Genomic DNA, 12,768 nt, shown 5'->3' with positions numbered 1-12,768 from the left:
TTGTCGGGGGCCGGCGGTGCGCCGATGGTCGATGGGTTCCTGAAGGTGGCGAGGGCTAGGGTGACCGAGACGCGTGCAGCCGGCGATGCTCCATCGCCCTTCGATCGGTTCGCGGCGAGTGACGTCGTCGATCTGATCGGCGAATATCCGATGGCCTGGATCACCCCGCGCATTGCCGATGCGGGGCTGCCCTCGCTTCTCCCGCTGCTTGCCGAAACCGATGGCGAGGGCCGGCTGGTCGCGTTGGTCGGCCATATGGCGCGGCGCAATCCGCTTCATGCCGCGCTCGCCGCCGATCCGCGCGCGCTGATCCTGTTCACCGGCCCCCATGGCTATGTCTCGCCCGCGCGCGTGTCCGATCCCGATTGGGGGCCGACCTGGAACTATGCGCAGCTTCGCATCGAAGCCGATGTACGCTTCGTCGAGAACGGCGGTGATGCCGCGCTCGCCCAGCTTCTCGCTGCCATGGAGAGGAGCGAACCGACCGGCTGGACGACGGAGTCGCTCGGCGCCCGCTATCGCCCGATGGAGCGCGCGATCATCGCTTTCCGCGCCGAAGCGATGCGGATCGAGGGCCGCTTCAAGCTCGGCCAGGACGAACGGCCGGAAATGCTGCGGGACATCCTCGATCGCCATCCCGATGCGGCGCTGACCCGTTGGATGCGCCGTTTCAACGCGGACCGCGTCTAGGACGTCGGGCATAGGATCGGATCCATCGTGCAAGCTTGCGCTCGGATGGCGCAGGCAGCTTGACCCCGTTTCGTGATTGTCATATATTTCTGTCATGACAGAAATAACAGTAGATAAGCAGCGCATGGCACCCGCGGTCGAGCAGTTCGTCCTCCGGTGGGGCGATCTGGGCGGGCAGTGGGGCGTGAACCGTTCCGTCGCGCAGATCCATGCGCTGCTCTATCTCGCCGAGCGGCCGATTACCGCGGAGGATATTGCCGATGCGCTCGGCATGGCGCGGTCCAACGTGTCGAACAGCATTCGCGAGCTTCTGGGCTGGAAGCTGATCCGGCGCGTGCCCGTGCTCGGCGACCGGCGGGATCATTATGAGGCGGAAACCGATCTGTGGCAGATGGCCACGCGCATCGCGCAGGGCCGCAAGCAGCGCGAGATCGATCCCGCCGTCGCTGCGCTCCGCCACGTCGTCGATGCGGCGGAGGACGATCCCCGCGTCAGCCGGGTGGCGCGCGATCGGCTGCGCGCCATGCAAGGCTTCGTCGCCACGCTCGACGATTGGTACGATCAGATGCTGGCGGTGCCGCCGAACAAGATCATGGCGCTCATCAAGCTCGGTTCGCGCGTCGTCAACCTGCTCAGCTTCGGCCGCGGCAAGAAGGGCGCGGACAAAGACGGAAAAGACTGACGCTTTTTGTGCAGTGATTTCTCTTTCTGCAGAAATAACTGGATATACCAAAGACAGGGGACAGGCACATGGCACAGCCAATCGAAAGCATCGCTGCCGGGGAAGGCCGGGCCGGCGAGGCCGCGCTCGTCGATCTGCGCTTCCGCACACTGCTCGGCGCCGGGGCATGGGCCGTATTGCCGGCAGCAGTGCGTGCCCGTTTCAGCAAGCGGCTGGCTGGCGGCGCGGCCGTGACCTATGTCGGAGAAGTGGCGGAATGCCGCATGAGCCGGCTCGGGTGGCTGCTCGCCCAGTTCGGCCGGCTGATCGGAGCGCCGCTGCCGCTCGGTTGCGACATCGGCGTGCCGGCGGTGGTGAGCGTCACCGAGGATGCGGCGCGCGGCGGCCAGTTCTGGACGCGGCTCTACGGGCGCATCCGCGGTTTCCCGCAGGTGATCCACAGCAGCAAGCGCTTCGCCGGGTGCACCGGCCTCGAGGAATATCTCGGTTTCGGCTGCGGCATCGCTTTGCGGGTGAGCGCGGACGAAAGCGCGCTGCATTTCCATAGCGATCATTATTTCGTAGGCGCGGGGAGGCTGCGTCTGCGCATCCCCGCCTGGCTCGGCCCAGGCAGGCTGACGATCAGTCATGAGGATCGCGGCGACGGCCGCTTCGCCTTCCGGCTGCTGCTCTGCCATCCGCTGTTCGGCGAACTCATCCGCCAGACCTGCCTGTTCCGCGACCAGCCTCTTCAACCTGGCGGGAGATGAAGCCATGACGGACATTCCCGAAATCTCGGTCGCAGGCGGGCATCCGGATGGTGCAGTCGCAACGGTGCCCCTTGGAACGCAGCCACGGCAAGGGCGTAGGTAGGACCATGAGCGAGACGAGCATGACCGAACGCCTGGGACGCATGATGCCGTCGCTGCCGCAATTGGGCGTCGCCCGGGCCATCAAGCATCGGCTGGTCGAGGAGGTGCGCGACACGTTCAACGATCGCGCGCGGGGAGAAAGGCCGGTCGTCCGGCGCGAGGACGGCCTGTTCGGGTCGTCTTCGGTGATCTGGCGCGTGCATGGCGACGTCGCGACCATGATGATCGGCGGCGTCGCGGCCCTGCTCCTGCAGATGCTGCATCCCGCGGTGCTGGCCGGTGTCTGGGATCATAGCCGGTTCCGGCACGACATGCTCGGCCGGCTGCGCCGCACCGCCCGTTTCATCGCGCTCACCACCTATGGCGGGCGCGAGGAGGCGGAGGCGGCAATCGCGCAGGTGCGGGCGATCCATGAGCATGTGCGCGGCACGCTGCCGGACGGGCGAGCCTATGCGGCAAACGATCCGCGCCTGCTTGCCTGGGTGCACGTCACCGAAGCGGTGAGCTTCCTCGATGGCTGGATCCGCTATGGCGAACCGGCCATGCCGGCCGCCGACCAGGATCGCTATTTCGCGGAGATTGCGGTGATCGCCCACGCGCTCGGCGCCGATCCGGTGCCGCGGAGCCGCGCCGAGGCGGAAGCCTTGATGACATCGATGCGGGGCGAACTGGTCAGCGACGCGCGCACGCAGGAGGTGGTTCAGCTTCTGCTCGGCACGCCGGCACGCAAGCTTTCCGCCGAGCCGGCGCAGCGCATCCTCTTTCGGGCTGCCGTGGATCTGCTGCCACGCTGGGCGCGGGAGATGCATGGCCTGCCCGATCTGACGCTCGGCCGCCCGATCGTGCGCAGCGCAGCGTCGGGGCTCGCCCGAACGCTGCGCTGGGCCTTCAGCTGATCCCGGTCAGAGCACCCAGCTTCCCGTCAACGCGGTCACGTTGCCGGTGAAGAGGATGGCCATGTCCGCATTGGCGTCGCCGTTGGTATCGAACAGCGCCGTCGTGGTGTTCGTGCCGGCATCGTAGCTGACCGTGAATTCGCCGGCGGCATGGGTGAAGGCCGAAGCCTGCACGAAGGCCTGGTTGCCGCCGATCTTGGTGTTGGCATCGATCGCGCCGAGGTCGAGAATGTCGCCCGCGGCGAAATCGGTGATCCGGTCGGCCGTGGCAGGCGCGCTGTCGCCCACCGCGAGGTAGACGAAGGTGTCGGCCTGGGTTCCTCCGGTCAGCGTATCCGCGCCGGCACCGCCCGTGATGGTGTCGCTGCCGACGCCGCCGATCAGGACGTCGTCACCGCCCGCGCCCTTGATCACGTCATTGCCATAGCCGCCGTCGACCGTATCGTTGGAGGAGCCGGCATCGATGATGTCGTTGCCGTTGCCGCCATAGATGCTGTTCGCCTGGGCGGATCCGGTCAGCACGTCGCCATAGGCCGATCCGGTCACATTCTCGATCGAGATCAGCGTGTCGTTGCCGCCACCGCCGGTCGCCTGCGCGCCGGCGAGCGACAGGTTCACGGTTACAGCCGTTGCCGCCGACGCGTAGCTCGCCATGTCGAGGCCCGCGCCGCCGTTCAGCGTATCGTCGCCGAGCCCGCCGACGAGCGTGTCGTTGCCGGCGTTGCCGGTGAGGACGTTGTTGTTGGCATCGCCGGTCAGCTGGTCGTCATAGGCGCCGCCGGTCAGATTCTCGATGCCGTGCAGCGTGTCCGTGCCCGCGGAGATCGTGGATTGGGCGGTCGCAATCGCCAGGCTGACCCGAACAGCGCCCGTCGCCGTCGCATAGCTGGCCGTGTCGATGCCCAGCCCGCCGTCGAGCGTGTCGTTGCCCAGGCCGCCGTTGAGAATGTCGTTGCCGTCGCCGCCATAGAGGGCGTTGGCGAACTCGTTGCCGGTCAGCGTGTCGTCATAGGCGGAGCCGATCACATTCTCGATGCTGACGAGTTGGTCGTTGCCGGCGCCCACCGTATTCTGCACCGAATGGTTGAGCAGGTTCACCGTGACGGCCGATGCCGTGGCCGAATAATCGGCGGTGTCGACCCCGGTACCGCCATCCAGCTTGTCATTGCCCGCGCCGCCGACCAGCGTATCGTTCCCGTTGCCGCCGGTCAGCGTGTTGTCATTGCCGTCGCCGGTCAGCACGTCATTATAGTTGGATCCCGTGACGTTCTGGAAAAGCCAGAGATAGTCGTTTCCGGAGCCGCCCGTATTCTGCGTCGTGCCGAGCTGGTTGAGATCGACCGTCACGGCGCTGGTCGCGGAGCCATAGCTGACCGTGTTGATACCATTGCCGCCATAGAGGACGTCGTCGCCGAGGCCGCCGTCGATCAGGTCATTGCCATCCCGGCCGTCGATGAGATTGTTCCCGCCGTCGCCATTCAGCGTGTCGTTGAAGGCAGAGCCGGTGAGATTTTCGAAGCCGGACAAAGTATCCGTGCCCGCGCCCCCGGTATTCTGCGCGGTGTTGACCCCCAGGTTGACGCTGACCTTCGCGGCCGCATAGGCATAGCTCGCGGTGTCGGTACCGGCATTGCCCTGCATCAGATCGTTGCCCGCGCCGCCTTCGACGATGTCGTTGCCGTCGCCGCCATAGAGGGTATCGTCGCCCGATCCGCCATTCAGCGTATCGTTGCCGAGGTCGCCGGAGACATAGTCGTTGCCCGCCACGCCGAACAGGCTGTCGTCACCGTCGCCGCCATAGATGGTGTCGGCGCCGACCGGCGCGGCGCTAAAGGTCGAATGATTGGTCACCGACGTGTTGAGAACGAAGGTCTCTCCGCCCGCGAAGGTCGAGCCGCCAAAGGGGCGGACGTTGATGTAATAGGTCCCGGACGTCGGCGCGACGAAGGTCAGGTAGGAATCCAGGCCGGAAGCGGATCCCGCCCCGCCGAGATCGACCGAGCTGTCGTCGCTCGAAGCGAGTATCGTGCCGGAGCCGTCCCGGATCTCGACGATCGTATCGACATTGGTGCCGATCGCGGATCCGGAGCCGAAATCGATATCTACCGTCAGCGTCTGGCCGGCGCCCACCGCGACCGAGAAATATTCGCTTTCGCCGGCCGTCGCTTCGACCATCGCTGTCGCATGCGGGATGCTGGAGTTCGCAACCAGGGGATTCTCGTCCGTAGACCAGATGCTCGCTATCTCCAGGCTGATCGCCGTGGCGATCGAGGCGTTCGAGGTCGACGAAGTCAGTTCGTAATGAAAGCCGATATCGCCCATGACCAGATCGTCGCCGCCATAGGCATAGATGCTGTTCGGCCCGCCATTATACTGACCGATATCGGCGAGTACGTCGTCATTTGCCGAGCCTGTCAGGGGGCTGCCTGAGAAGAAGTAGTTGATAGCCATCACATATCTCCCATCGGAAATGTTCGGATACGGTGATTGATTATCTTTTCTGGCGACCGAACTTGGTCATGCTGGCCGGTTGATCCGCACCCCTTCTGTGGGTTCCCCCGGATTCCGTCGGATGGTCCGAATATGGTGCGTTGTAGTGCGAAATATTGTTCATATTTTGGCATGAATTGTTCAGAATATCTTCTAAGTGATCGGCTGAGGCCAAGCCGAAAACCGGGGATTGGATCGGTTGCGTATCGAATGCCGATCGAAAATGCGTCTCCGGCTTTTGAATAAGCCATTCCATGAGCTTCGATGACAGGCCATTCGATCTATGCCGATCTTTCCGGATTCGGAACTTGACCGAGAATATAGTCGCACGCGAGCCCGGCCAATGTGAGCGCCATCACAGTCTTGCCTGCAGTGGTAGCGCCGTTGGCGACGAACAGCGCGGTGGTGGTGCTGCCTGCATCATGAGCGAGGGTGAACTCGCCCGCCCTCGCATCGGGCCGATGCACCCATATCTGGCGGGCAAGCGTTCGCATGCCTATCTCGGCCCTGAGGCATGTGGTCATGGCATTGGATCGGACGACAGGCGAAAAGATGACGGGTGCGGTGGGCGCGGCCCTGCTGCAGGGGCTGCTCGGCTATGCGCTGCTCGTCGGGCTGACGGTCGGCATGCCGGTCAAGCATGAGGATGCGTTGAAGCTGTTCGACATCCTGCCGGATCGGCCACCGCCGCCGCCGCCACCTACGGTCCCGCGCAAGACCGAAAGCCACAAGCCCAGGGGCGCCGCCGCGCCGCCCAATCGAAAATCCCGTGCCACGGAGATCGTCGCAAAGCCACCGGTCGTGCCGCTGCCTGCGCCGCCGCCGGTGATTGCCGCCCCGGTCGCAGGCCGCGGCAGTGACCCCTCTGCCGGTGCCGCGCTCCGCCCGGGCCCCGGCACCGGGGCGGGCGGGCAGGGGACGGGCACTGGCGCCGGCGGTTCGGGAGATGGCGAGGGCGGGGACGATACCCCGCCGCGTCAGATCAAAGGCCGGATCAAGGATTCGGATTATCCCCGCGGCGCGGCGCTTGCCGGTGCCGGTGGCACGGTGATGGTGCGCTTCAGCGTGGAGACGGACGGTCGCGTCGGCGAATGCGTCGTCACCGGTTCCAGTGGAAATGCCGATCTCGATCAGACCACCTGCCGCCTGATCCGCGAGCGTTTCCGCTACCGCCCGAGCCTGGATGCCTCGGGCCGCCCGGTGCGATCCTACGTGATCGAGGACCATAGCTGGGCGGTCGAGAGGGGGTTCGCACCGTCCTCCGATTCCTCGCGGGATCCTTAGGGCATCGTGCGGATGAGGAGTGGTTGCCTGCATAACGACGCGATCACAAAGGCTTGTTCCAGTAACTCGCTTGGGATTTTTCCAAATCGAACCGGGGCGTAGTTAAGCCCTTCATAACCTCTCGCGGTTAATTCCCGCTGCCATGGGGCGGATGGGTATCCTGAAGAGGCGACATGGGCTGGGCGTTGCGGCGCTGCTGCTGACCGCATCGTGCGTGGCGCCGGATCGCGCCGCGCTGACCAAAGGCGCGGATCCCGTCTTGCAGGCCGCACCGTTGCTCAAGAAGCTTGAGCTCGACGTGCCGAAGGATGTGGCCGCCGCAGTTGCCGCGGCCGAGGAGCCGGAAAGCAAGCTCGCCGCGCTGACCGGCGCCGCGCCGCCCTTCGTCAACAATGCGCAGACCAGCGACGACGCCGATCGCGCGCTCCATTGCCTGGCAGAGGCGGTCTATTACGAAGCCCGTTCGGAGCCGATCGAAGGGCAGCGCGCCGTCGCCCAGGTGGTGCTCAACCGGGTGCGCGATCGTGCCTTCCCCCACAGCGTTTGCGGCGTGGTCTATCAAGGGTCGCAGCGCGCGACCGGATGCCAGTTCAGCTTCACCTGCGATGGATCGCGCACTTATGCGCCTATCGGCATCGCCTGGCGCCGTGCCCTGGCCGTCGCACAAGCCGCGCTCGACGGCAGCGTCTATGAGCCGGTCGGTTCGGCGACCTTCTATCACACGACTGCGGTCTCACCCTGGTGGGCGCCCAGCCTGACACGCATCGTCACGGTCGGCGCGCATATCTTCTATCGCTGGAGCGGCAGGCTGGAGCGCGCGCTCGCCTTCCGTCAGGATTATTCCGGCAGCGAGCCGGGCAAGGATCCGGCCCTGGCGTCCGTCGGCGCGGATGCGTCCGGTGCGACGAGCATGTCGATCGAAAACGGCGTTCGGGTGTTCCGCGATGGCGCGGACTCCGCCAGGCATATCAGCATTGCCGACGCGACCGACCCCGCGGCTGTTCCCGCACCGGATGGGCCGCCTGCGCCGAAGCGGACGATGGTCTCGGCCAGCGTGCGCATCCACTATGGCGCCACCGCCGATCCGGCTCCGGAGGCGGGCGTCGCAACGCACATCGCCGCCGATCCGAGCTGAGCAGCCCTGCCGGCTGTGCCGCCGGGACAGGGCATCTCCCTTGTACCGCCGCCGCGAGGCGGTGCGCCAAGTGCCTCGAATAGCTTCAATTTGGATCATTCGGTTTGCCGCAACATCGCTTGCGTCGATCCCGGAAATAGGCTTGGAGCTATGCTGTCGCTTTCAGCGACATCTTACAGGGGGTCTTTCATGAAAATTTGCAAGGCAGCGGCGCTCGGCGCCGCGCTGATGAGCACTGCCGTGCTCCAAGCACAGCCGGTTCAACCCGTTGATGCGCCCGTGGCCGTGGCGCCATCGACCGTCGCGCCCGTAGTGGCGGTGCCGCGCCCGTCGATCGAAAACAGCGTCGGCCTTCCGGCCAACACGGAAGTCTGGCTGAGCCCCAACGCCGAGGTGAATTCCAAGCGCGTCAAACAGGGCGAGAAGTTTGAGATGACCGTCGCGCGCGACGTGATGCTCGGGGATTATATCGTGATCCCGCGCGGCACCAAAGGCTATGGCCAGATCAGCTATCGCACCGGCAAGGGCGCGTTCGGCAAGTCGGCGAAGATGGAGTTCGACGTCGTCGGCATCGAGCTCAACGGCCGCACCATCCCCGTGACCGGCCATTACCGCATCGAGGGGCAGGGCAATACCGGTGCGACGGTGGGAGCCGTGGTCGCGGTAGGGGTCTTCGGCGCGTTCGTTACCGGCCGCAGTGCGGTGGTCGCACAGGGCACCGAATATAAGGCGTTCACCACCAACATGCTGCCGGTGGCGCTCGGTTCCGCCCCGGCGGTGCCTGGCGCCCCCGCGGCTGCCGCTCCTGCGGTGCTGACGGCCCCGGTCGCGCCCGCGGCTCCCGCGCCGGCCGTCATCAAGACGAGCAGCGAGCAAACGCCCAAGACCTGACAGCGACGCTTCCTCCTTGCGCTTGTGCGGAAGGAGGGGCGCCTGGCGCTCGGGCGGCATGGTTCCCATATGGCGGCCATGTCGCTCGCGTCCCCCGATCCCACTCTTTTTCCATTCGATTTCCTCGCTCCACCGCCAGCCGTCCCCGGCCTCGTACAACGGGATGCGCTCATCGCGCCGGAAGAGGAGAACGCCCTGATCGCCGCGATCGACGCGGCCGGCCTTGCGCCTTTCCGTTTCCAGGGTTGGCTCGGCAAGCGGCTCACCGCCTCCTTCGGCTGGTCCTATGACTTCGATCGCGGCCGGTTCGAGGCTGCCGAGCCGATTCCCGACTGGCTGGAGCCGATCCGGCTGCGCGCCGCGGCTTTTGCGGGGCTGGCGCCCGATGCGCTCGTTCAGGCCCTGCTGATCCGCTACGATCCGGGCGCGGGCATCGGCTGGCATCGCGACCGGCCGGTTTTCGACCGCGTCGTCGGCATCTCGCTCGGTCATCCGGCGACGCTGCGGTTGAGGCGGCGGACGGCAGCCGGGTTCGATCGTGCCGCGGCGCTTCTCGTGCCGCGCGCCGCCTATCTGCTTTCCGGCGAAGTGCGTCGCGATTGGGAGCACAGCATCGCCCCCCTCGCCGAGCCGCGCTGGTCGATCACCTTCCGCAGCCTGGCCGATCATGGCTTGGCCAGGCGATAGGAGTTGATCAGCGCCAGAAGCGCTTGCAATCCAGCAGCGCGTCATGCGCGTCCGCCGCGGTGTCGAGCAGCTTGCGCTTGTGCCTGGTGCCGATCAGCGGCGCCGCGCCCGGCGCGTCGGCGAGGCCGAGCCGATCGAGCAGTTCGGGGGCTGTCGCCATGTCGTTCAGCGCGCCGAGCCGGTCCTGCAGCTCCTCCAGCGTGGAGATGAACCGCTTGTAGCGTCGCTTCGCACGCTTGCCGTCGAACAGCGCATGGAAGAATTCCGATGCGTAGCGCAGCTTCTTCGCGGCCTTGCGCAATTCGTGGCGGGCTTCGTCGTCCAGCCCCGCCAGGTCCTTGCCCGATTTCTTCACCTTGCCGCGGAAGCGGTCGAGCGCGGCCGCCGCGAAGAGGGGGGCCGGCTGCTCGCGCATTTCCTTGAACAGGGGCTGCCGCAGCCAGTCCCCGAGCGCGATCCACTCGACCAGATCGAGCATCAGCGTGCGGGCGCGTTCCGAATGCAGCGCGGTCTCGGCGGCATGATAAGCCTGATCGCGTGCGGCGAGCAGGCGGGTGCTCAGCTCCGGATCCTCATTCTGTTCGATGAGCACGTCGATGCTGCGTGCGTCGGCCAGCGCGAGTGCCAGCCAGCGCGTCTCCTCGCGCAACCGGCCAAAGCGGAGGTCGCCGAGCATTTCCTTGTGGATGGTGAAGGCCGAGCGTAGCCGGCGCAGCGCCACCCGTGCCTGGTGCAGCGCGTTCGGATCGTGCTGTTCGAACAGCAGCGCTTCGTTCAGGCGAAATTGGCGGAGACAGGATTGCGCGATGTGCTGGAAGGCGTGCGCTGCATCCAGGTCGGGCTTCAACGCGACCGGGCCGGTCTTCACCGCTGCCTTGGCCGACTTCAGCAGGCGAAAGCCGCGTTCCGATTTGGTGAGCACGCCGAGATGCACCGGCAGGTGCGCATCGATATGGCGGGCGAGCGCGAACAGGGCGTCGGGCTTGCCATGTTTCTGCTCCAGCTCGAGCTCGCAGATGGGCGAACTGCGCTCCCCGGCGTTCGCTTCGCCGCGGTCGAGCACCAGCTCGATCTTCGCGCCCTCGCGTTCGACGATCCAGGTCCGCCGTTCCACAGACACTTCGAACAGCGGCACGATCGTGTCCGCCGCCGCGCCGAACAGCGCGCGGATCGGCGTCCGCTCGTCCAGGACGGGCGTATCGCTTTTGACGCCGAACTCCCACTCCGGCCGGGCAAAGAGGCCCGCCGCGCTGCCGCCTTCCGCTTTCACCGTCTGGACGCGCTTGCGCCCGACATGGCGGATGCGCAGCGTCATGCCTTCTTCCGACAGCGCATGATCGGGCGTATCGAAATAGACCGACCTTTGCCGAACGATCTGCGGCATGCCCGGCAGCAGGCCGGACCGTTCGAGCGCGTCCGCCGCTGCCGGCGTCAGCTCCAGCTTCAGTTCCACTTCCTGCGCCACGCTTTTCCGCTTCCTCCCTTTGTCGGCATAGGACTAGGGTCGTTCACGCTTGAAACCACCGGCTGTTCATAACGGAGCGGAGTCTCCTGCGCCACGTGGGTCATGCTGTCCGCAGGATCATTGCAATAGCGTTATCAAGCCGCAACCATGCCGGGCCGGCCGGCTTCCACGACGAAGGAAGCGATCGTCGAGATGGCGGAGTTCACGTCGCGGGCATCGGCGAGCCCGCGGAATGCCACATCGCAGCGGCCGGGCGTCAGGTCGATGCGGCCATAGCCCTTTATCTCATTCTCCGCGAAACGGAATCCGGGGTTCAGCAAGGTGCTGCGCTTGAACGTCGCGTCATGGAACAGGGAGGTGATCGATCCCCCGACGAATTCGGAGGCGAGGATGCGCTTGTCGTCGTCGGGATCGGCCATGTCGGAGGCGGCGAAGGCGTGGATGTCGCCGCTCAGCACCAGCGGGTTGGGCGTGTGCGCATCGCGCCAGCGGCGCAGGATGCGTTCGCGCGCAGCCGGATAGCCGCCCCATGTGTCCGCCGAATAGAGCCTGGCGCCCTCGTCCGGATGATCCGCATCCAGCCGCGCATAGGACGTCATCAGCGTCTGCTGGGACAGCAGATTCCACTGCGCCCGGCTGCTGCCCAGCGCCCGGTGCAGCCAGTCTTCCTGGGTACTGCCGAGGATGGTGCGGCGGGGATCGTGGCGTTCGGCGCAGTCGGGCACCAGCGGCAGATATTTCTTGTGGGCGGGCAGCAGGTCGGCAGGCTGGCAGGGATGGCCGGAGCGGAATTGTCGATCGTCGATGATCTGGAACTGCGCGAGCCTGCCCCAGTCGAGCGTGCGATAAAGCTGCATCGCCGCGCCATGGGGACGCGACCGGCGCCGCAGCGGCATATGCTCCCAATAGGCCTGGTAGGCGGCGGCGCGGCGCAGCAGGAAAGGCGCGCGCTCGCCATTATTCTCGTCGAGGTCGTTGGCGTAATCGTTGGCGACCTCATGATCGTCCCACGTCACGGCCCAGGGGGCCGTGGCGTGCGCGGCCTGCAACAAGGCATCGAGCTTGTAGGTCGCGTAGCGGACGCGGTAGCCCGCCAGATCCATCGGCTCGGGGTTGAGATGCATGCGCACGCCGCCGGGGGAGGGGGCGCCTTCGTAGATATAGTCGCCGAGGAACAGGATCAGGTCCGGATCCTCCTCCACCGCGTGGCGCCAGGCGGCATAATAGCCGACCTCATATTTCTGGCAGGATCCGTAGCAGATGCGCAGGCGGTCGACGGCTGCGCCCGGCGCCGGCGCGGTGCGCGTGCGGCCGACCGGGCTGGCGATGCCCTGCGCGATGAATCGGTAATAATAAGGACGGCCGGGCGCGAGACCGGTCACTTCGACATGCACTGAATGGCCCCAACGCGCCTCGGCTCGCGCGTCGCCGAAGCGCACCAGCCGGGCGAAGCGCTCGTCCTCTGCCACTTCCCAGCGCACCGGCACCTCGTGCGGCGGCATGCCGCCATCGCCTTCCAGCGGCCTGGGCGCGAGCCGCGTCCACAACACGATCCCGTCCGGCTCGGGATCGCCCGAGGCGACGCCGAGCGTGAAGGGGCCTTCCGCCGATGCCGAACCCGCCCTCGCGCCGATGCTGAGCAGGGTCGGCGCGGCGATCGCGCCGGCAAGCCACTGGCGTCGGCTGAAGAGCGGCAT

12 protein-coding genes are annotated in these 12,768 nt (G+C 66.3%); 8 read left to right on the top strand and 4 right to left on the bottom strand.

Annotated features, from left to right (window positions below):
- The first annotated feature begins 60 nt into the window (after positions 1-60).
- From GQY20_RS08465 to GQY20_RS08450, 4 genes are all read left to right on the top strand, one after another.
- Entirely contained in the window at positions 61-690 is a 630-nt protein-coding gene (locus tag GQY20_RS08465) for an FMN-binding negative transcriptional regulator (RefSeq protein ID WP_232475954.1), read from the top strand.
- A 124-nt stretch (positions 691-814) separates the two neighbouring features.
- Positions 815-1,372, top strand: coding sequence for a GbsR/MarR family transcriptional regulator (locus GQY20_RS08460; RefSeq protein WP_198350877.1), 558 nt, complete (start codon positions 815-817; stop codon positions 1,370-1,372).
- Between the two features lie 68 nt (positions 1,373-1,440).
- On the top strand, positions 1,441-2,121 hold the full coding sequence (locus tag GQY20_RS08455) for a DUF4166 domain-containing protein (protein WP_157216612.1): 681 nt from the start codon (positions 1,441-1,443) through the stop codon (positions 2,119-2,121).
- Between the two features lie 122 nt (positions 2,122-2,243).
- Complete coding sequence (locus GQY20_RS08450; RefSeq protein ID WP_232475953.1) at positions 2,244-3,119, top strand: oxygenase MpaB family protein; 876 nt, start codon at positions 2,244-2,246, stop codon at positions 3,117-3,119.
- Positions 3,120-3,125: 6 nt separating this feature from the next.
- Here GQY20_RS08450 and GQY20_RS32805 read toward each other — a convergent pair whose 3' ends face one another.
- Together GQY20_RS32805 and GQY20_RS08440 are read right to left on the bottom strand one after the other, a co-directional pair.
- Complete coding sequence (locus GQY20_RS32805) at positions 3,126-5,570, bottom strand: calcium-binding protein (RefSeq protein WP_157216611.1); 2,445 nt, start codon at positions 5,568-5,570, stop codon at positions 3,126-3,128.
- A gap of 320 nt (positions 5,571-5,890) precedes the next feature.
- The gene (locus tag GQY20_RS08440) at positions 5,891-6,103 is read right to left on the bottom strand and encodes a hypothetical protein (protein ID WP_157216610.1); all 213 of its coding nucleotides are present in this window, start codon (positions 6,101-6,103) and stop codon (positions 5,891-5,893) included.
- Between the two features lie 58 nt (positions 6,104-6,161).
- Between GQY20_RS08440 and GQY20_RS08435 the strand changes: the two genes are divergently transcribed.
- The 4 genes from GQY20_RS08435 to GQY20_RS08420 all read left to right on the top strand — a co-directional run bounded on the left by GQY20_RS08435 (position 6,162) and on the right by GQY20_RS08420 (position 9,606).
- Entirely contained in the window at positions 6,162-6,893 is a 732-nt protein-coding gene (locus GQY20_RS08435; RefSeq protein WP_232475952.1) for an energy transducer TonB, read from the top strand.
- Positions 6,894-7,044: 151 nt separating this feature from the next.
- On the top strand, positions 7,045-8,028 hold the full coding sequence (locus GQY20_RS08430; protein ID WP_232475951.1) for a cell wall hydrolase: 984 nt from the start codon (positions 7,045-7,047) through the stop codon (positions 8,026-8,028).
- A gap of 189 nt (positions 8,029-8,217) precedes the next feature.
- Positions 8,218-8,919 (top strand): hypothetical protein, encoded by a 702-nt coding sequence (locus GQY20_RS08425; protein ID WP_157216607.1) that lies wholly within the window; start codon positions 8,218-8,220, stop codon positions 8,917-8,919.
- 78 nt (positions 8,920-8,997) lie between these two features.
- On the top strand, positions 8,998-9,606 hold the full coding sequence (locus tag GQY20_RS08420; RefSeq protein ID WP_157216606.1) for an alpha-ketoglutarate-dependent dioxygenase AlkB: 609 nt from the start codon (positions 8,998-9,000) through the stop codon (positions 9,604-9,606).
- Positions 9,607-9,613: 7 nt separating this feature from the next.
- Here GQY20_RS08420 and GQY20_RS08415 read toward each other — a convergent pair whose 3' ends face one another.
- The gene (locus GQY20_RS08415; protein ID WP_157216605.1) at positions 9,614-11,071 is read right to left on the bottom strand and encodes a CYTH and CHAD domain-containing protein; all 1,458 of its coding nucleotides are present in this window, start codon (positions 11,069-11,071) and stop codon (positions 9,614-9,616) included.
- 134 nt (positions 11,072-11,205) lie between these two features.
- Positions 11,206-12,768 (bottom strand): alkaline phosphatase D family protein, encoded by a 1,563-nt coding sequence (locus tag GQY20_RS08410; protein ID WP_232475950.1) that lies wholly within the window; start codon positions 12,766-12,768, stop codon positions 11,206-11,208.

This window comes from Flavisphingomonas formosensis, assembly GCF_009755815.1.
GTDB classification, from domain to species: Bacteria; Pseudomonadota; Alphaproteobacteria; order Sphingomonadales; family Sphingomonadaceae; genus Flavisphingomonas; species Flavisphingomonas formosensis.
Note: the sequence above shows the minus strand (reverse complement) of the source record. Positions and strands in the feature narration are given on the sequence as shown.